Raw genomic sequence first — 19,684 nt, forward strand, 5'->3', positions numbered from 1 at the left:
TTCCGGCTTCACCACAGACCTCCGATAATCCGGGAACAGCGTAGAAGACAGCAGGTGGCCGGACGGAACGGGACACGCCGGACCGGAGCCGCGGACGGCTCAGCGGAATCGGACACGCCGGACCGGCGCCCTGGACGGTTCAGCGGAACGCGCGCCGGTAGGCGTGCGGGCTCACGCCCGTGACCCGCTTGAAGCGGTCCCGGAACGCGGTGGGCGAGGTGAACCCGACCTCGGCGCCGATGCGTTCGACCGTGTGATCGGTGCTCTCCAGCAGGTGCTGGGCCTGGCGGACGCGGGCCCGGTGCAGCCAGCGAAGCGGGGTCGTGCCGGTCTGCTCGCGGAAGCGGCGCAGCAGCGTGCGGGGGCTCATGCCCGCGTGGGCGGCGATGTCGGCGAGGGTCAGTTCGCGGGCCAGGGACTCCTGCAGCCAGGTGAGCAGGGGCTCGAACGCGGAGCCCCGCGGCATGGGCGCGAGGGGCTGGACGATGAACTGGGCCTGGCCGCCTTCCCGCTCCAGCGGCATGACCGACAGCCGGGCGGCGTCGGCCGCCACGGCCGAGCCGTGGTCACGGCGGATCAGGTGCAGGCACAGGTCCAGCCCGGCCGCGGCGCCCGCGGAGGTGAGGATCTGCCCGTTGTCGACGTAGAGGACGTCGGGGTCCACCTCGATGTCCGGGTACGTGGCGGCCAACCGGCCCGCCGCGGCCCAGTGGGTGGTGGCGCGCAGGCCGCCGAGCAGTCCCGCGGCGGCCAGCGTGAAGGTGCCCGAGCAGATGGAGGCGATACGGGTGCCGCGGGCGGCGGCGGCCCTGAGGGCGTGGCGGACGGCCGGCGACGGCGGGTCCGCCGGGTTCGCGGTGCCCGGGACGATGATCGTGCCGGCGTCCGCGAGGCCGTCCAGCCCCCACGGGGCGCGCAGCGTGAACACGCCCGCGTCCACCTCCGGACGCTCGGCGCAGACGCGCACCTGATAACCGGGACGGCCGTCCGGCACTCTCGTGCGGGTGAACACCTCGATCGGGGTGGACAGATCGAACGGGATCACCTGATCGAGCGCCAGCACGGCGACAGTGTGCATGCCCGAAAGCTATCCACCTCCCCCTCCACCCACCGTCCCCGCGTCCACCTCCGGACGCTCGGCGCAGACGCGCACCTGATAGCCGGGACGGCCGTCCGGCACTCTCGTGCGGGTGAACACCTCGATCGGGGTGGACAGATCGAACGGGATCACCTGATCGAGCGCCAGCACGGCGACAGTGTGCATGCCCGAAAGCTATCCGCCACCCCCGTCCACCCACCGCCCCCGCCCCACCTCCCCATCCCTCCAGTACCCCGTCCTCCGGGCCCCCTCTCGGAATCCCCGCCCCTCTGGCACTCGTCCCTCCGGGCCCTCCTCCGAGCACTCCCGCCCCCTGGCACTCCGCCCCTCCAGCACCCCCGTCCGTCCGGTGCTGTGGACCCGCGCCGGGGACGGGGGCCGCTCCCATGCGCGTCCCGGCCCTGGCCGCCCGGCTCCATGCGCGCCGGGCGTATGGCGGTATCCCGTTGGGAGGTGTCGGAAACGCCACTGGGGCGCGGCCGGGCGGCCCGGCTAGCGTCGGGGGCGCTCTCCGGGGCTCGATGAAAGCCCGGCCCGTCCACATCCGCGTCGGCACGCGACGCACAGGGGTACTGAAATGATCATGACTGTCGTCCCACCGATATTGATCGGCCTGCTCTACGCCGTGGTGACGTCACTGATTCCCGAGCCGAACCGGCGCCGTTTCAACGCCGTCATGGTGGCGGGAGCCGGAGCCGCGTACCTCAGCGGCGGCGGCCTCGGCGGCTGGGAGTTCGCCTTCACCGCCGCCGTCACCTACTGCGCCTACCGCGGGCTGGAGTCGTGGACGTTCATCGGCGTCGGCTGGCTGCTGCACACCGCCTGGGACGTCGTGCATCACCTCAACGGCAACCCGATCATCCCGTTCGCCTTCGACTCCTCCCTCGGGTGCGCGATCTGCGACCCGGTCATCGCCCTGTGGTGCCTGGCCGGCGGGCCGTCGCTCATGGAGTTCGCCCGCCGCCGGGCGACAGGTCTGCGGAGCTAGCCGGTTCGCTTCGGTGAACGCCGCCGGCCGCCCGGGCGAAGTGCCGGGCCACGGTGTGGAAGGACTCCTTCGGCGCCCAGTGCCAGGACGGCGTCGGGGCGTCCCGGCTCTTCCATATCGCCTTGGTCAGGCTGTAACCGGCCATGTCGAGGTCGTGGCGCGGTTCCCGGCGGTGCGGCGCGTCCGGGGTGACGAACTGGTACACCATCGCCGCGTGCAGGTTCATCCGCTCGAACACCTCCAGCACCTGGGCCAGGTACCGGGCCTGGACGTGTTCGCCGCGCCTCAGGTCTCCCCGGATCTCCGGCTCGGGCCCGCCGTAGTCGACGACGTCCCAGCCCATGCCGCCGGCTTCGGGCGCCCCCTCGAAGGTGCAGGTGCCGCACTCGGTGACGGCGACCGGCTTGCCCCACTTCCGGTACGGCGCCAGCTCCTTGACGTACCCGGCCGGATCGGCGAAGTAGGAGTAGTAGTTGACGCCGACGATGTCGAACAGGCGCCAGTCCACGGTGTCGCCGTGCCCGGCGCCGTAGGTCAGCGGACCGGTGAAGACCCGGCGTCCGGTCCTGGCCGCCTCGGCGATGAAGCGGTCGAGCAGCCGCTGCGCCTTCTCGGGGTCCCAGTTCCCCTTGATCATGTTCTGGATCCGCTCGACCGCGGTGTCTCCGGGGACGATGCCGGGCACGAACAGCACGAACTCGCAGCCGACACTCAGGTGTACCCGCGCGCCCTGGCGGCGCAGCCGCTCGGCCCGCCGGCCGGTCTCCGCCAGGTGATCGAGGATCTCGCGTTCGGGACGGTCACCCAGGCGCGGCTGGAGCCATACGTGCATGCCCTGCCCGGCCGCCTCGGTCGCGGTGGCCGTCATGCGGTCGACGCCGGTGCCGAACACCACCACCGAGTTGGCGTGCAGCCGCCGCCTGATCGCCCGCATGTCCGCCCGCATGCGGGCGCGGTCCCACCCGGTGTGCGGCGTCTCGCCGTCCGCGCACTCGTACATCACCCCCCGGTAGGTCAGCCCGCGCCGGGGTGACGCCGGTCCCCGCCGCGCGGTGGCGGGCGCCCCGGCCGCCGGCGCCGCGGCCAGGAGCGTCCCGGCCGCCGCCGCGGCCCCGGCGAGGAAGCGCCCCCTGCTGATCACCTTGTTCCACATTCGCCCGCTCCAACCGCCGCCGTCTGATCGCCTCCAGGCTCGGTCCGGGCGCCCGCGGTGCTCAATCGTTCATCGGTCTACCGGCCACGACGAAAGTAGGAACCCGCGCCGTCGCGAGCGCACACCCGCCCCCCATCATCGGGAGCCGTCGGCGAGGGGGTGTGCCTCCTACGACTCGGCCGTGTGGGCGAGGATGGCGGCGGCCAGGTCCTCGTGGACCTCGGGCGGCAGGGTGTGGCCCATGCCCGGCACGATCATCAGCCGCGCTCCCGGGATCCGCTCGGCGATGACCGCGCCGTGGCCCGGCTTGACCGGCTCGTGATCGCCCTCGATGACCAGGGTGGGGGCCTTCACCTGGTGCAGCGCGCCCACGGGCTCGAAGTCGGGCTTGGCCATGGCGGCCAGCCGGTGGTTGGCCGCCGCCGACAGGTCGCGGGCCCGGTCGTAGATCCGTTCCTGCAGGCGCCGCGCCGCGTCCTCGTCGAACGGCAGCCCGGTGCCGTGCAGCACGCGCTGCTCGGCGATCATGCCGTCGATCAGCGCCCGCCGGTCCCGCGGCGGCGGGGCGGCCATCAGCGCGCGGAAGTGGGCCACGAACTCGGGCGCCGGCTCCGGCAGGCCGCCCTCCGGCTGCGGCTGCCCCGTCAGCGCCCGCACGAGCACCTCGCCCTCGCCGCCGCCGAGCGGCGAGGAGGCGATGACGGTCAACGAGCGGACCCGCTCCGGCCGCTCCACGGCGGCGAACTGGCCGAGCAGGCCGCCCGCCGAGTGGCCGACCAGGTGCGCGCTCTCCAAACCGTGGGCGTCCATCACCCGGTAGACGTCGTTCTTGACGTCGTCCCAGGTGTACGGCTCCGCCGCGAAGTCGACGGTGCCCGACATGCCGGTGTCACGGTGGTCATACCGGATCACCCGGCGGCCTCCGGCGGTCAGGCGGCCGACGAGCTCGTCCGGCCACAGGATGCCCTGCGACATCGAACCCATGATCAACAAGATCGGCGCGTCGGTCCCGGCGCCGAACTCTTCACTCCAGATGGTGACCTTTCGCATGTCCCTCAGCTTGTCGTCTCAGGTCACGGGCGCCTTCCGTAGAACTACCAGCCGCGCCAGGTCCGTACGGGAGCCGATGCCCAGCTTCGGATAGATCTTGTACAGGTGGTACTCGACCGTGCGCGGGCTCAGGAAGAGCTGGGCGGCGATCTGCTTGCTGGACAATCCGTCGGCGACCAGGCCCGCGATGCGCAGTTCCTGCGGGGTCAGCGCGTCGAGCACGGCCGCGGGCGGGGCCTGCCCGCTCTCGCCCGCCGCCCGCAGTTCCTCCCGCGCGCGCCGCGCCCACGGCCGGGCGCCCGCCTGCTCGAACGTCTCCCAGGCCGTGCGCAGATGGGCTCGCGCCTCGCCGGGCCGTTGCGCGCGACGCAGGCGCTCCCCCAGCAGCAGGGCCGTCCTGGCCGCCTCGAACGGGTTGGTGTGCAGCCGCAACGCCTCGGCGAGCGCGTCGTCGGAGGAGCCGGCCAGGCCGCGGCAGCGGGCCAGCAGCGCGCGGGACTCGGGCGTCGCGGCGTGCGCCGACCACCGTTCGTACGCCTCCAGCGCCGCCCGCGCGCCCGCCTCGTCGCCCGCGGCCACGGCGGCCTCGACGTGGTCCGGCGCGGCCCGCCACGCCACGGCCGGGTGCCCGGCGCCCGGTCCGGCCGCGGCGATGGCCGTGAAGCGGTCGTGCGCCGCCGCGTAACGGCCCAGGCACAGGTCGAGCGTCGCCAGCGCGTACGCGGCCACACCCGCGCGCAATCCCACCCGGTGCGGGATGGCGATGGCCAGCGCCTCGCGGGCCTGCCGCTCGCAGGGCTCCTCCTCGCCGCGCAGCGCCGCCACCACCGCCAGGTTGGCCAGGTGCGCGGCCACCGTGTTCTCGTACCCGGCCTCCCGGGCCAGCGCCAGGCCCTCCTCGGAGATGGCCTGGCTGCGGGCCAACCGACCGGCGATGCGCTCGGCGGTCGCCACGAACTCCAGCACGACCGGCAGTTGCCCGGTCATCCCCGACACCCTGGCCACCTGTCCGGCCCGGGTGGCCATCTCGGCGGCCAGATCCGACTCGCCGAGAGCGCTGGCCGCGGCCGCCGCCCACAGGTACCCCGCCGCGTCCTCCAGCTCGCCGGCCCGCGCCAGTGCCCGCCGCAGCAGGCCAGGCCCGGCGTCGTCGCCGTCCATCGTCAGGCCGATCCCGGCCACCGCGTCGCGCAGGAACCCCTCGGGGTGCGCCGCCGCCCTCCGGCCGAGCTCGGCGACGGCGGCGGTGTCGCCGACGTACGCGGCCGCCTCCGAGGCGTCGGCCAGCATGTCCAGGCCGTCGCCCGCCGCCAGGATCCGCAGGGCCTCGGCGGCGTTGCCCGAGTTCAGCGCGAACCGGCCCCGGAGCTGAGCGATCTCCATGGCGAGGGTGGCGTCCTCGCCGCCCCGCTCGCGCGCCTCGGCCAGCAGCGACTCCGCCTGTCCCGGCCGGCCGCCGAGCCAGGCCGCGACCGCGGCGTCCTTCAGCCGGACGGCGCGGGCGCGCGGCTCGGGGGTCAGCTCGGCGGCCCTGGCCAGGGCCGTGGCGGCGGTGCCGTACCCGCCGCGGTCGCGCGCCCGTTCCGCGGCGGCCACCAGCGCGGCGGCGACCCGCTCGTCCTGGCCCAGGGCGGCCGCGGCCAGGTGCCAGGCGCGACGGTCGTCCCCGGTCAGCTCCGCCAGGACGGCGTGCACGCGGCGGACGTCGGCGGGGGTGGCCGCCTCGTGGACCGCGGATCGGATGAGCGGATGGCGGAAGCGCACGCGCGTGCCGGACACCTCGGCCAGCCCGGACTCCTCCAACTCGGCCACCGCCACCCGCCCCGCCCCGGCCTCCATCCCGGATCCCACGTCCCTCCCGGATCCCGCGTCCGTCGCGGGCCCGGATGAGGCCGCCCGGTGCGCGTTCGCGTCAGAAGGGTTCTCGGCGAACAGCCGGTCGGTGGCGCGAAGGATCAGGTCGAGGTCGGCCTCGACGGCGGCGACCAGGGCGACCAGCCGGGCGGTGGCCGGCAACGCGGCCACCCGGTCGCCGAAGAGCCGGGCGCCGCCGGGCAGCGGGTCGGGCAGCGGGTCGCGTCCGGCGAGCTGCGCGGGCGTCAGGCGGGCGGCGATCTCGCCCAGGGCGAGCGGGTTGGCGCCGGTCAGCGTGACGAGCTCCCGTCTCACCCGGGCGGGCAGCCCGCCGTGGCGGGACTCCAGCAGCTCGGCCGCGGCGGACTCGGGCAGGCCGCGCACGTCCACCGTCAGCGGCACGCCCTTCACGGGAGCGTCCCCGCGCACGGCGAGCAGCATCGCGACGCGTTCCGTCCCGAGCCGCCTGGCGGCGAACAGCAGCGCGTCGGCCGAGGCGCGGTCGACCCACTGGAAGTCGTCCACCACGCAGATCAGCCCTTCCGGCGTGGCGGCCTCGGCCAGCAGTGAGAGCACCCCGGCGCCCAGCAGGAACCGGTCGCCCGCGCCGCCGGCGGCCAGCCCCAGGGCCGCGCGCACGGCGAGGCTCTGCGGCTCGGGCAGCGCGCCGAGCGAGCCGGTCACCGGCCACAGCACCTGGTGCAGCGCCGCGAACGCGAGGTCCGACTCGGACTCGACGCCGGTGGTCCGCAGGACCCGCATCGCGCCGCCGCGCCCCGCCGCCGCGTCGAGCAGCGCGGTCTTGCCCGTCCCCGCCTCGCCCCGCAGCACCACCGCCCCGCCGTGGCCGTCGCGAGCCCGCGCGATCGCCTCGTCGAGCGCGCTGATCTCCGCAGACCTTCCGTAAAGCACGGACACCCACTGTAGGGGGCCGTCGAGGGATGCGCGGCAAGCCTCCGGACCGCCCCTCACCTGGCATTTGATCGGTTCTCGGCCAGGAAGATCGCTGGAGGTGAGTGCGCCGGCCCCGGCGGACCGGTTCCGCTCGTGGAGCGGAGAGCGCGGTCCACCGAGGCCGGCGGAGTGATCTCGTAGGGTCAGCCGACCTGGTTGCTGGTCCAGCGCTGGGTCGGCGCCGAGGAGTTGCAGGTGGCGAGGACCAGGGTGGTGCCGGCTCCGGTGCCGCCGCCGTTCGCCTGGACGCACTGGTTGGTGCCGACGCCCGCCTTGATCTGGTAGGTCAGTCCGGAGATCGAGGGGAACGTCCACTTCTGCGCGGTGGCGCCGCTACAGGTGACCTGGACCACGGCGGTCCCCGCGGTACCGCTGCCGCCGAGCGGGGTCAGGCACTTGCCGCTGTGCGCGCTCTTGATCGTGTACGCCGAGCCGCCGGCCGTGTCCAGCCGCCACCGCTGGTTGTTGAGGCTGTTCTGCGGCCATTCCACGATGGAGGCGTTGTCGGCGGTGCTGAAGGAGTACAGGTCCATGGCCATGTTCGGCCCTGAGGAGTCCACGACGTCGTTGGTGAAGACCGTGGTGATCCCGTCCGCGACGGTGCCGGCGGGCACGCCGCTCGTCCCGGTCAGGACGATCAGCGAATCGGACTCGGCCGAGGTGCGGGTGACCCCGCCGTAGGTGATCCGCTCCCGGACGGTGTATCCGGCGCTGGAGTTGGACGGCAGGCCCGTCACCCGGACCGAGCGCTGCCAGATCGGGACCGTGGCCACGACCGTGCCGTTCCGCAGCACCTGGACCTCGCGGGTGACGCCCGAGCCGTACACCGTGGTGCTCGGCTCGTAGGTGAACACGATCTCGGTGCCTTCCACGTCCACGCCGGTGAACAGTTGGGGCGCCAGCGGCGGGATCGTCGTCATGGCCGGGACCGAGGACCCGTGCTCCAGGTAGAGGCTGTGGTTGGCGGCGTTCCAGTTGTTGGTCAGGTAGGTGCCGACCGGGGTGACGCCGAAGTAGTCGTCCTTGCCGCAGTCCATGAGGCGGACGGCCAGCGGGTCGGCGCAGACCACCGTGGCGCCGCCCTGGCAGAGCGTCTCGTTGGAGTCGCTGCAGTGAGCGCCCCCGCTGCGGTTGGGCGCACCCGGCAGGACGCCGCCCAGCGCGTGCGCGAGCTCATGGGTCATCTCGTGCCCCGTGGAACACCCCGGGGAGAGCGTGACCCAGGTGGCGTACTGATTGTGGCGGTTGCCGGTCCCGGCGGTGGCGTCGTCGGCGATCGGGCCGTCGCCCAGCGTTCCCCCGCAGCCGGTGCTGTTCTCGAAGTAGGCGATGTAGATGTGGTCGGTGTCGGTGTAGCCGAGGTTCTCCAGCGCCTCCTTCCACTGGCCGTTCGCCGAGCCCGCGGGGACCTGGACGGAGTCGATGTCCAGGTCGCAGCCGGTGGATCCGGTGGTCTCGAAGCGGATCCAGCGCTCGGCGCCGTCCCGGCGGGCGCTGTCGTTCACGTTCTCCTGGGTGACCCACGCGGCCTGCCGGATCAGCGGCTCCTTCTCGGCGAACCGGTCGGAGCCCGGCTCGTAGGCGTAGATCAGCTTGACCCGGTGGCCGCTGGTGCCGTCGCCCACGCAGTGGACCTGCGGAACGATGAGGGCCCCGCCGGTGGCGGCGGCGGGCGTCGCGGACACCACGCCCCCTAAGGCCCCTAACAACAGGGTTGACAGCACGACGGCGAACGCCCGCGCCCACAAACCCTTTCTCACACCCGTCGATCTCATCGGAAATCAACCTCCCCCGCGACTTCCGGCCGTTTTCGCGCACGCCGAACGGACCCCGTGCGATGGTGAAATGAATCGATGCGCGTCCGGCGTGGAAATACGTGCCGAAATTACTGGTCGCGATCCGTAGTGGTGAACCTCGCCCCCGTTGGCGTGATCGATTCCATACGATAACCGCTCGCGAATCACGCGGGAACAGGCCGACCATAACGGAAAAGAAACTTTACAGGTGTGCAAGAAGTGACGCATGCCGGGATAATCCGATTCGCGGGACTCCTCGATTTGTCAAGCGAATTTAATTCCTCCGGCCGCCCGCGAACCGGGACGGCCACGCGCCCCGGCGAGGGGATTCAGCAGGGACCGGGCCGGTCGCGGACGTAGTCGTCCAACGGCTTCAGCGGAGGCTGGGAGGACGGGTCCTGGACGGCGGCCGCGCCCACGGCGCAGGCCGCCGCGAGCGCCCGGTCGTGCGGCAGGCCGCGGCGGAGGGCCAGGACCAGGGCGGCGGTGAACGCGTCGCCCGCGCCGACGCTGTTCACCGCGCTCACCCGCGGGGACGCGGCCCGGGCCACCTCGGCGCCGTGGTCGAGCAGCGCCGCGCCGCGGGCGCCGAAGGTGACGGCCACGAGCCGTCCCCTCCGCAGCGACGGCATCGCCTCGTACTCCGACCGGTTGACGATGACCAGGTCCGCGCGCGCCAGCAGTTCCTCCGGCAGGGTCGTCGCGGGCGAGGCGTTGAGCGCGAAGAAACCCCGCGCCCTCTCCGCGAGGTCGAGCACGACGCGCATGTCGATCTCCAGCTGGGTGAGGACGGCCTCGCCGGGGCCGAACTCCATCTCCGTGAGATCGACGCGCGCGTTCGCGCCCGGGCAGACCGCGATCTGGTTCTCGCCCGACTCCTCCACCATGATCAGCGCGGTCCCGGTGGGGTCGGCGACGGTCCGGACCTTCGAGACGTCCACCCCGACGGCGGCCATCCGCCCGAGCAGGTCCCGGCCCTCGTCGTCGGCGCCCACGGCGCCGACGAACCGGACCGTCCCCCCGAGCCGGGCCGCCGCCACGGCCTGGTTCGCGCCCTTGCCGCCCGGGTGCCGCGACAGCACGCCGCCGCCCACGGTGACGCCCGGCGCGGGCAGCTCCGGCACCCGGGCGACCAGGTCGACGTTGACACTTCCCACGACGGTCAGCGTGTCGCGCATTCTCGGCTCCCTTGCCGGTCGGCCGTTCCTACAGGGCGAGCAGTCGTTCCATCAGGATCGGGGCCAGGGGCTGCGTCGTCGACAGGACCACGCGGCTGCGGACGCCCGGCTGCTCCGGGTAGTCCCGCCACTGGCCGCGCAGGTCGCAGATCGTCTGCCCGCGCCCCGGCCCGTGCGTGTCGTCGATGGTGACGGACACGCGCGGCGCGACCAGCGGCTCGACGCAGCCGATCGCCAGGGCCGCCGCCAGCGGGTCGTGCAGGGCGGCGCAGCGCAGGCCGTAAACCGACACGTAGAAGTCGAAGTAGCGGTTCAGGATCAGGCCCAGCGTCCGGGCGACGGGCCGCCCGGACTCCTCCAGCCGCCGCCGGTCGTCCTCGGTGAGCCGGTTGACCAGCGTGACGTCCAAGGGGACGAGCGTGATGTCCCACGGCGCGGCGAACACGCGCCGGGCGGCCTCGGGGTCGTTGCCGATGTTCGCCTCGGCCACCGCCGTGATGTTGCCCGGGCTGCGCGCCGCGCCGCCCATGACGGTCACGCTCGCGACCCGCTCGGGCAACGTGTCGTCCAGCTCGAGGGCCCTGGCCAGGTTGGTGAGCGGGCCGACCGCCACGACGTGGAGCCGGCCGGCGTGGGCGTGGGAGAGCCCGATCAGCAGTTCGGCCGCGCTCTCCGCCGCCGGGCTCTCCCCCGGGGCGGGCAGCAGGACGTCGCCGAGCCCGTTCGCGCCGTGGATGTGCGGCACGGGGACGCTGGCGTTGCCGGCGCCGACCGCCACGGGAACCCCGGCCCGCCCGGCCAGGGCCAGCAGGGCGAGGGTGTTGGCGGCGGCCTGCTCGGCGCCGGTGTTCCCGCTCACCGTGCCGACCCCCACCAGGTCCGCTTCGGGGCTGGCCAGCAGCAGGGCGAGCGCGAGCGCGTCGTCGACGCCGGTGTCGCAGTCGAGGTAGACGGGCGTCGGCCGCGCCGAGGGCGTCACGACGTCCTTCCGGACCCGGGGGCCGCGCCGGCCGTGAGGGCGCCGGAGCGGGCGACGATCTTCCCGCGCTTCATGACGAGCGTCCGCTGCGGCGGCGCCACGACGATCTCGCCGATCGCCTCGCCGGGCAGGACGACCAGGTCGGCGACGTCCCCGGCCTTGAGGTCGCACGCCTCGAAGCCGAGCGCCTGGCGGCCGAGGGTCGTGCCCATGGTGAGCGCGAACTCCAGGTCCTCGTCCCTGCGCCAGTAGCACTTGTAGGCCATGAACATCGCCCTGGACAGGATGTCGCCCTCGCCCCACGGCGACCAGAGGCTGCGCGAGGAGTCCGACCCCAGGCACATCCGCACGCCCATCGCGTGCAGGGCCTTGACGTCGGGCACCGGCAGGAGCCCGTGGACGCCGACGGCGACGGTGATGCCCGCCTCGGCGAGCACCGATCCGAGGTGGGCGAGCTGCGCCGGCGTCGGGTCGGCCAGGCTGAACACGTCGCAGAGGCTGACCTTGTGCCGCATGCCGAGCGCCTTGACCCGCGCGGCGATCCGCTCGATGAGCCAGATGCCGAGCTCGCCGGACTCGTGCAGGTGGAAGTCCACCGGCACCTGGTACTTCTCGGCGAGGCCGAAGACGACGTCGAGCTGGCGGGACGCGTCGCCGTCGACGCCCGCGGGGTCGATCCCGCCGATCGCGTCGGCGCCGTCGCGCAGGGCCTGTTCGAGCAGTTCGGCGGTGCCCGGCTTCCTGAGCAGGCCGAGCTGCGGGAACGCCACGATGCTCAGGTCGGTGAGCTCGGCCATCTCCTCGCGCACCTGGAGCATGCCGTGGACGCCGTCGAGGCCGATCTCCGGTGCCACGTCGGCGAAGGTCCTGATGGACGTGGACCCGTAGGTCACGCACTTGTCCAGGAAGGCGCGCGCCCGGGTGGCGACCGGGGTCGTGGTGGCCTCCCACTGCCGCAGGGTGTCCTCGAACATCTGCTCCATCGTGATCGGCGCCGACGTCCGCCGGGCCCACGGCTCGCCCCACATGCTCTTGTCCGCGTGGGCGTGGCCGTCGACGAAGCCGGGCAGGAGGATCTGCCCGCCGAGGTCCTCGACGTGGTCGGCGGGGCCGAGGTCGGCGGGCGCCTGCGCGCCGACGGACTGGATCCTTCCGTCGGCGACCGTGACGACCTGCGGGTCTCCCGCGCCGTTCACCCGGACGTTGGACAGGACAATTCTGGGCATAGTGATTCCCACGCTGTTCGAAGTTGCTGATACGTGAATCGTTGGGATTTGTCGGTTACTCCAGGCGCCGGAGCGCGGAGTCCTCAAGAGCGCCGGCCAGGTGATAGGCCAGGAGCGAGGCGAGCAGGACGATGGCGACCCCGCCCCAGACGAAGTCGTAGTCCGACAGAGTGGCGGCGACGGTCATCGACGCGCCGAGCCCGTAGCCGGTCGCGAGCCACTCCGCCACCATGGCCGCGCCGATGGACAGCGGCAGCGCGATCTTGACCGAGGCCAGCAGGGCGGGCAGCGCGTACGGGATCAGCAGCTTGGTCAGATGGTGCCACCGGCCGGCGCCGACCGCGGTGAGCAGGTCCTTGGCGCTCCGCGGCACCGCCCGCATGGCGAGCAGGACGTTGACGAGGATCGGGAAGAACGTCATCACCGCGATCAGGACGGTGACGGCCAGCAGGCCCCGGCCGAAGATGAGCGCCAGCAGCGGCATCGCGGCCACGATCGGGATCGACCGCAGCGCGATCGACATGGGCATCAGCACCCGCTCGATCACCGGGAACTCGTGCGCGACCACGGCCATCGCCAGCGCGAGGACCAGCCCGACCACGAAACCGACGCCCGCGTCGCCGATGGTCTGCAGCAGCGACGTGAACATGTACGGCAGCGGATCCTCGGGCTCGCCCGAGGCGGTGACGAGCTGGGTGTCGCCGGTCAGGAAGTAGGACACGACCTCCACCGGGCCCCGCGCCACCGCGCCGCCGCCCGGCACCACGAGGACGAGCAGCCACCAGCAGAGCGCGACCCCCGCCACCGTGCCCGCCACCGTGCCCGCCGCCGCGAGCACGCCGCGCCGGACGCGCGCGGCCTCGCCCCCGCCACGCCGGCCGCGGCGGGCCGCCCGCGCCCCGAGCACGGTGTCCATCGCGCGGGTCCACGGCAGCGCCGTCCGCGCGATCAGCGGCAGTGCCACGAACGCCACGGCGGCGACCAGCGAGGTCACGATGGCCAGGCCCCAGGCGCGGGGGATGTCGAAGGCGCCCTGGGCCTGGATCATCGCGACGCCCATGCCCTGCGTGCCGCCCATGTACTCGCCGATGATGGCGCCGAGGATGGCGGCGGGCGCCGCGACCTGGAGGCCGCCGACGAAGCTCGGGATCGCCGCGGGCAGCCGGACCTTGCGGATCACCGTCCACTCCGAGCCGCCGCAGGCGCGGACCACGTCCACCGACGTCCTGTCCACGCTGTTGAGGCCGAGGATGGCGGCGACCAGGGTGGTGAAGAGCACGGCCTGCGCGGCGAGGATCACGCTCGGCACCTCGCCCCGGAAGGTGATCGCGAGGATCGGGGCGATGGCGATGAGCGGCAGCGCGATCGCGCCGACCGCGACCCGCTCGAACATGGCCTGGACGCGCGGGAACGGCAGCGTGCACAGGGCCAGGCCGATGGCGAGGCCGTTGCCCCACAGGTAGCCCTGCAGCGCGGACGACATCGTGACGGACAGGTTCGGCAGGTAGTAGCCGGCGTCGTCCCGCATCTGCCCGAGCACCTCGCCGGGCGACGGAACCAGCGTTCCGAGGCTGGTCAGCGACGCCGCCTGCCAGGCGAGGCCCACGACCACCACGGTCAGGAGCGGCGCGACGGCGTGCCGCGTGCGCAGGGGCAGGCCCCGGGCCACGGCGCTCACCGGGACGTCCCGTCCCCGTGGCCGGCGAACAGCTTCTCCGACAGCTCATCGCAGATGGCGTGGAAGGCGGCGTCGTGCAGGATCTCGGGCGTGCGCGGCCGCGGCAGGTCGACGCGGACGACGTCCAGGATCGTTCCAGGGCGCGGCGACATCAGGACCACGGTGTCGGAGAGCAGCACGGCCTCGGCGATGCCATGGGTGACCAGCACGGTGGTCGTGCCGCGCTCGGCCCAGATGCGCTGCAGTTCGAAGTTGAGCCGCTGGCGGGTCAGGTCGTCCAGCGCTCCGAACGGTTCGTCGAGGAGCAGGAGGTCGGGATGGGTGACCAGGGACCGGGCGAGCGACACCCGCTGGCGCATGCCCCCGGACAACTGCGACGGCCTGGCCTTCTCGAACCCGCTGAGGCCGACGAGCCGGATCAGTTCGGCGACCGTGTCGCCGTCGCGGCGGCCGGCCACCTCCAGCGGGAGCCGGATGTTGGCCTCCACGCTGCGCCACGGCAGCAGGCCGGCGTCCTGGAAGGCGATGCCGACGCCGTGCCCCTCCCGCAGCTCGCGCGGGGTGCGGCCGTGGACGGTGACCGTCCCGCCGCTGGGGGTCTCCAGGTCGGCCAGCACCCGCAGGACCGTGGACTTGCCGCATCCCGACGGCCCCAGCAGCCCGACGAACTCGCCGCGCCGGGACTCGAACGAGAAGTCGCGGAGCGCCTCGACCGACGCCCCCTTGTCCACGAAGGTCTTGGTCAGGCCCTGGGTGCGGATGCCTTCCGACGCGCGCGTGTCCGCCGTGGCGTCGCCGGTCGCCGCCGTTTCGAGCACTGTTCTCTCCTCAGATCCGGTGCGGCCGGTCACCCGAGCAGCTCGTTCGTGAACAACGACGCGTCGAGCTTGATCCCGATGCTGCTCAGGCTCGTGATCGTCTCCTGGATGAGGGCGTCGGACATCCAGAAGAGGCCCTTGCCGCCGGCGGCGTCGTCGCCGGTGACGTACGGCGCGATGGCGTCGAGCGACTTGATCTGCTCGTCGAGCTTCAGGCCGAGGTCGGCGCCGTACTTCTTGATGATGACGTCGGCGCCGTGCTTGTGGTCGCGCAGCGCCGCCTCCCAGCCCTGCCTGCTGCCGGCCATGAACTTGCGGGCGTTCTCGCGGGCGGCGGGGTCGTCCAGTGTCTGCTGGGAGACGAAGAAGACGCTCTGCATGCGGTTGAACCCGTAGTCGGCCAGCGGCATCACGTGCGTCTCCACCCCGCGCAGCGCCAGCGACACCGGCTGGTTGGAGGCGAAGCCCCAGATGGCGTCGACCTCGCGGGCGGCGAGGGGAGCCGGGTCGAACTGGATCGGGACGAGCGTGACCTTACTGACGTCCACGCCGTTGCGCTTCATGAACACGAGCGCGGTGTTCTTGCCGGCCAGCGTGATGCCGAGCTTCTTGCCCTCGATCTCCTTCGGGCTCTTGACGGGGTTGTCCGCGAGCGAGATCCAGCACTCGGGGCTCTTCTGCAGCCCGGCACCGACGATCTTCAGCTTCGAGCCGCGGGCGACGGCGGTGGCGACGTTCTCCGGGATCGCCTCGACGCCGACGTTGACGCGGTTGGTGGTGACCATGGGGACGACCGCGGAGTTCGGCCCGCCCGGGAGGACGTCGACGGTGAGCCCCTGCTTGGTGTAGAAGCCGTCGTTGACGCCGACGAAGACGCCCGCGTACTCCACGTTCGGGATCCAGGCCAGTTTCACCGAGAGCCGGCTCGGCGAGGCGGCGGTCTCGCCGCTCCCGCACCCGGACAGCCAGGTGACCGCCGAGCCGGCCGCCACGACGGCCGCGCCTCGGCCGCCGATGCGGAGGAAGGAACGCCGGCCCATGCCGGGCCGGACAGAGGTACGAGTCATTCGTGCTCCCGAGAACGCGGTCGTCGTGATCGCCGTGGTGATTGGAGTGAGCGCTCTACGCGAGATCGATTTCCGCGAGCAGCGTGTGGATGAGATGAGCGTTGCCGCTGTTGGCGAATTGCTCGGTTTCACGGATCATTCCGTCGAGATGCACGACCATGAACCGCTCGGCGCCGTCCGCGTCCCGGTCTGAGATGCTCGCGACGATGTCACGGTGCTCCTGGTCCCAGCGGACCAGCGCATCCTGCCTGATTCCGATCATGATGAGCAGGCGTTCCAGCGGGTCGAGGCGCTCGTCGAAGAGCGTCGTGCTGATCGCCTGGACCTGCTTGTTGTGCGAGGCCTGACCGATCGTCTTGTGGAAGGCGACCCGCTCCTGCAGGCGCGCGGAGCCGCCCGCCTCGACCATCGCGCGCAGGTGGGACACCTCCTCCGGGCGTGCCCGGAGCGCGGCGGCCCGCGCGGCCTCCCGTTCGATCCCCCGGCGGCAGGCCAGGTGGTCGACCAGGTCGTGGACGTCGCGCAGGCTGAGCGCGTCGGCGAACGACGACGCCCTGCGGCTGTCCAGCCGCTGGTTGGCCGCGACACGACGCCCCTCCTCGGTGAGGACCCGGCCCTTCTTCCCCAGCGACCGGGTGAGGGCCCGTTCGTCGAGGTCGGTGAGCAGCCGGCTGACGGTCGACTCGCTGATGTCGAATCCGTGCTCACGGAGATGCCGGGTGGCGGCGCGCGCCCCCACCGGGCCCGCATGGGAGTTCATGATCGCCAGAAGCGCGGACTCCATCGCCGGCGTGTGCCGCACGGTTCCTCCTCGTCGTCGAGACCTTGTGTCGTCGAGACCGTAGCCGGAACCGTAGAAGTCCGATGAATGTATGTCAATAGTGACGAACATTGACTAGATATGACACTCTAGCGTCGCAATTGACGGATGGAAGGAGTCGGATGAGCACCGACAAGCTGGCCCACCACCTGCACCTGCGCGCCGGGGACGTGGGAAGGTACGCTCTGCTGCCCAGCAACCCCGACCACGTGGCGGCGATCGCCGCGCTCCTGGACGGCGCGGAGTTCGTGGCGCGCAACCGGGAGTTCGAGACCTGGCGCGGCACGGTGGCCGGCGAGCCCGTCGTCGTCACCTCCACCGGCGTGGGCGGGCCGTCCACGGCGCTGGCCGTGGAGGAGCTGGCCGCGCTCGGGGTCGGCACGATGCTCCGGGTGGGGGTGTCCGGTTCGATGCGGTCCGACACGGTGAACGGCGAGCTGGCCGTGCTCACCGGCGCGATCCGCGACGAGGGCACGACGCGGCAGTACCTGCCGGTCGAGTTCCCCGCGATCGCGTCCATCGACGTGGTGCTCGCGCTGCGGAGCGCCGCGGCCCGCGCGGGCGTGCCGTACCGGTGCGGGACCGCGCACACCAAGGACTCCTACTACGGCGAGATGGAGCCAGAACGGATGCCGCTCGCGGCCCACCTGACCGAGCGCTTCGAGACCTGGCGGCGCGGCGGGGCCGTCTGCTCCGAGATGGAGACGGCCGCGGTGTTCATCGTCGGCGCGGTCCTCGGCGTGCGCGCGGGCAGCGTCGTGATGATGTGGAGCCAGGAGGCCATGGCCACCGGCGCCGCCCCCTCGACGGACCCGCTGTTCGCCACCGCCGTCGACGCGATACGCGCGCTGGTCGCGGCGGACACCAGGGACACGGCCGACGCCGAGCCGGCCGCCCGGCCCGTCCTCGGGGTGTGATGAACCACCGCCACAGGACCCACGAGGACGCGAGGGCGCCCGCCACGTCGCCGCCCGGTCACGCGCGCGGCAGGCGGCGGGCGCTCGGCATGCTGGCCGGGGTCGTGCTCGTCGCCCTGAACCTGCGCGTCGCGGTGACGAGCCTCGGCGCCGTGCTCGACCAGGCGCGTGCCGATCTCGCCATGTCGGCCGTCGCCGCGTCCACCGCGGCGGCGCTGCCGGTCGTGTGCTTCGGCGGCGTCGCGCTGGCCGTGCCGTGGCTGATCCGGCGCGTGGGCGCGATGGCCGGGCTCGGCGTCACGGTCGGGCTGCTCCTGGCCGGCCTGCTGATCCGGGTCGCCGGCGGCGAGATCACGTTGCTGACCGGCACGTTCGTCGCCTGCGCCGGCATCGCGGGCGCGAACGTGCTCATCCCCGTGATCGTCAAGATGGAGTTCCCGGCACGCGTCGGCGAGGTGACCGGCGCGTACAGCGCGGCCATGTCCGCCGGGGCCGCGATCGGCGCCGCCGCGACCGTGCCGGCCGGCGACGTCCTCGGCGGCTGGCGGGGCGGCCTCGCCGTCTGGTCCGTGCTCGCCGCCGCCGCCCTGGCGGTCTGGCTGCCCCTCACCCGGCGCGGCGCCGCGCCGGCCGAGCCCCGCGCCCGGACGTCCGCTCTGACGCGCAGCCCGGTCGCCTGGACGGTGACGTTGCTGTTCGCGACGCAGTCGCTGCTCGCGTTCGTCGTGATGGCGTGGCTGCCCACCATCTACCTGGACATCGGCTACACGCCGGGAGAGGCCGGCACGCTGCTGGCCGTCGCCCTGGTCGTCGGAGTGCCCGTGTACTTCGCCGTGCCGATCCTGGCCGCGCGCATGCGGCGCCAGGGGGCGTTCGGCGTGGGCATGACCGCCGTCCACGTCGCCGGACTGCTCGGCCTCCTGCTCCGTCCCGAGTCGGTCCCCTGGCTGTGGGCGCTGTTCATCGGCGTCGGCGGGGGCGTGTTCCCGCTGACCCTGGCGCTGTTCAGCATGCGCACGCGCACGGCGGAGGACACGGCGGCCCTGTCGGCGATGGCGCAGAGCGTCGGCTACCTTCTGGCCGCGTTCGGTCCGTTCACCGTCGGCCTGCTCCGGGAGGCCACCGGATCGTGGTCCGTGCCCGTCGCGCTCCTGGTGGCGATCTGCGTGGTGCAGGCGGCCCTCTGCCTCGGCGCGGGGAGGCCGCGCTTCGTGGAGCGGGGCGCGAGGGCCGCCGTGCCGGTCAGCGATGGCCGCCGGCGGGGTGTCTGATGGCGTTGTGCACGATCTGGTCGTGGCCGGGAATCAGGCGGGCGCGTAGCCGCCTGGCCTCGCCGAGCAGCCGTTCGAGGGAGTCCTCCGCCGCTTTCTCGTCGGCGGGGGTCCCCCCGGCGCAGGAGCCGCAGGGAACCCTGTCGTGGAAGTTCTGCGCGAGGTCGGCGGCGTCCATGGCGAAGAGCCACGTGCCCGTCTCGGGGAGATCGACGCGGTAGGACATGTGCCCGGGGGTGTGTCCCGGGGTCGCCACGGCCCACACCCCCGGCGCCAGCTCGGCGTCGCCGTCGAGGAGCCGCCAGGCGACCTCGTGCTCCCAGTCCTGCCGCCGGTAACCGTCGTCCAGCGTCGGCACGCCGCTCCTGGCGAACTCCAGCTCGGCGCGCTGGATGGCCACCGGGACCCCGGCCGCGGCCAGGGTCGGCACGCCGCCCGAGTGGTCCAGGTGCATGTGGCTCACGCAGGCCAGCGAGAGGTCGCCGGGGCGCAGCCCGACGCCGGCGAGCGCCCGCTCCAGCGGGTCGCCCGGCAGGCCCCAGTTCCAGCGTCCGGTCACGGGAGGAGCGGGGTACAGGTGCCATTCGGTCTCTGCGGGGTCGGCCCCGTAGGCGTCGGCGGCGGCCGCGTACGCCCGCTGGTTGGCCTCGTCCTCCAGGGCCGCGCGGCCCATCCCGGTGTCGAGGAGCACCCACCCGGTCTCGGTCTCGACGACGACGCCGGTCAGCGGCTCCCAGTACAGGACCCCGGAGCCGCCGCGCATGGACAGCCCCTTGGTCACCCGTTCCGCGCCGTACTGCAGCGAGTACATGCGGCGTGCCTGCGATGTCATCAGA

17 protein-coding genes are annotated in these 19,684 nt (G+C 73.1%); 3 read left to right on the forward strand and 14 right to left on the reverse strand.

The window, feature by feature from the left end:
* Window positions 1-139 precede the first annotated feature (139 nt).
* Both BJ982_RS05640 and BJ982_RS05645 read right to left on the reverse strand, forming a co-directional pair.
* Window positions 140-1,078, reverse strand: coding sequence for a GlxA family transcriptional regulator (locus tag BJ982_RS05640; RefSeq protein WP_184877227.1), 939 nt, complete (start codon window positions 1,076-1,078; stop codon window positions 140-142).
* Window positions 1,079-1,087: 9 nt separating this feature from the next.
* Entirely contained in the window at window positions 1,088-1,264 is a 177-nt protein-coding gene (locus BJ982_RS05645; protein ID WP_221482276.1) for a hypothetical protein, read from the reverse strand.
* A gap of 418 nt (window positions 1,265-1,682) precedes the next feature.
* Between BJ982_RS05645 and BJ982_RS05650 the strand changes: the two genes are divergently transcribed.
* On the forward strand, window positions 1,683-2,087 hold the full coding sequence (locus BJ982_RS05650) for a DUF6010 family protein (protein WP_184877229.1): 405 nt from the start codon (window positions 1,683-1,685) through the stop codon (window positions 2,085-2,087).
* On the opposite strand, the gene BJ982_RS05655 is transcribed toward BJ982_RS05650, so the two are convergent.
* The 11 genes from BJ982_RS05655 to BJ982_RS40280 all read right to left on the reverse strand — a co-directional run bounded on the left by BJ982_RS05655 (window position 2,044) and on the right by BJ982_RS40280 (window position 16,642).
* On the reverse strand, window positions 2,044-3,240 hold the full coding sequence (locus BJ982_RS05655; RefSeq protein WP_203959296.1) for a glycoside hydrolase family 113 protein: 1,197 nt from the start codon (window positions 3,238-3,240) through the stop codon (window positions 2,044-2,046). The two genes, BJ982_RS05650 and BJ982_RS05655, sit on opposite strands and share 44 nt — an antisense overlap.
* Before the next feature lie 168 nt (window positions 3,241-3,408).
* A complete protein-coding gene (locus tag BJ982_RS05660) occupies window positions 3,409-4,290 on the reverse strand; it encodes an alpha/beta fold hydrolase (protein WP_184877231.1) in 882 nt (293 codons plus the stop codon).
* 18 nt (window positions 4,291-4,308) lie between these two features.
* A complete protein-coding gene (locus tag BJ982_RS05665; RefSeq protein ID WP_184877233.1) occupies window positions 4,309-7,056 on the reverse strand; it encodes an ATP-binding protein in 2,748 nt (915 codons plus the stop codon).
* Window positions 7,057-7,241: 185 nt separating this feature from the next.
* The gene (locus BJ982_RS40275; RefSeq protein WP_184877235.1) at window positions 7,242-8,783 is read right to left on the reverse strand and encodes an RICIN domain-containing protein; all 1,542 of its coding nucleotides are present in this window, start codon (window positions 8,781-8,783) and stop codon (window positions 7,242-7,244) included.
* Window positions 8,784-9,223: 440 nt separating this feature from the next.
* Entirely contained in the window at window positions 9,224-10,072 is an 849-nt protein-coding gene (locus BJ982_RS05675; RefSeq protein WP_184877237.1) for a ribokinase, read from the reverse strand.
* A 28-nt stretch (window positions 10,073-10,100) separates the two neighbouring features.
* Window positions 10,101-11,051, reverse strand: a complete 951-nt coding sequence (locus BJ982_RS05680) for a nucleoside hydrolase (protein ID WP_184877239.1) — start codon at window positions 11,049-11,051, stop codon at window positions 10,101-10,103.
* Entirely contained in the window at window positions 11,048-12,277 is a 1,230-nt protein-coding gene (locus tag BJ982_RS05685) for an amidohydrolase (RefSeq protein WP_184877242.1), read from the reverse strand. The genes BJ982_RS05680 and BJ982_RS05685 overlap by 4 nt, the downstream gene beginning before the upstream one ends.
* A 55-nt stretch (window positions 12,278-12,332) precedes the next feature.
* Window positions 12,333-13,955: an ABC transporter permease gene (locus BJ982_RS05690; protein WP_184877244.1), complete on the reverse strand. Its 1,623-nt coding sequence runs from the start codon at window positions 13,953-13,955 to the stop codon at window positions 12,333-12,335.
* Complete coding sequence (locus BJ982_RS05695) at window positions 13,952-14,773, reverse strand: ABC transporter ATP-binding protein (protein ID WP_184877246.1); 822 nt, start codon at window positions 14,771-14,773, stop codon at window positions 13,952-13,954. The genes BJ982_RS05690 and BJ982_RS05695 overlap by 4 nt, the downstream gene beginning before the upstream one ends.
* A gap of 29 nt (window positions 14,774-14,802) precedes the next feature.
* The gene (locus BJ982_RS05700) at window positions 14,803-15,840 is read right to left on the reverse strand and encodes an ABC transporter substrate-binding protein (protein WP_184877248.1); all 1,038 of its coding nucleotides are present in this window, start codon (window positions 15,838-15,840) and stop codon (window positions 14,803-14,805) included.
* Between the two features lie 55 nt (window positions 15,841-15,895).
* Window positions 15,896-16,642, reverse strand: a complete 747-nt coding sequence (locus BJ982_RS40280; protein ID WP_184877250.1) for an FCD domain-containing protein — start codon at window positions 16,640-16,642, stop codon at window positions 15,896-15,898.
* Between the two features lie 140 nt (window positions 16,643-16,782).
* On the opposite strand from BJ982_RS40280, the gene BJ982_RS05710 reads away from it, so the two are divergent.
* Entirely contained in the window at window positions 16,783-17,577 is a 795-nt protein-coding gene (locus tag BJ982_RS05710) for a nucleoside phosphorylase (RefSeq protein WP_184877252.1), read from the forward strand.
* Complete coding sequence (locus BJ982_RS05715; RefSeq protein WP_184877254.1) at window positions 17,577-18,848, forward strand: CynX/NimT family MFS transporter; 1,272 nt, start codon at window positions 17,577-17,579, stop codon at window positions 18,846-18,848. Before BJ982_RS05710 ends, BJ982_RS05715 begins: the two co-directional genes overlap by 1 nt.
* On the opposite strand, the gene BJ982_RS05720 is transcribed toward BJ982_RS05715, so the two are convergent.
* A complete protein-coding gene (locus tag BJ982_RS05720; RefSeq protein WP_184877256.1) occupies window positions 18,820-19,680 on the reverse strand; it encodes an N-acyl homoserine lactonase family protein in 861 nt (286 codons plus the stop codon). The two genes, BJ982_RS05715 and BJ982_RS05720, sit on opposite strands and share 29 nt — an antisense overlap.
* Window positions 19,681-19,684: the final 4 nt, after the last annotated feature.

Origin of the sequence: Sphaerisporangium siamense, assembly GCF_014205275.1 — a bacterium.
Lineage (GTDB): Bacteria > Actinomycetota > Actinomycetes > Streptosporangiales > Streptosporangiaceae > Sphaerisporangium > Sphaerisporangium siamense.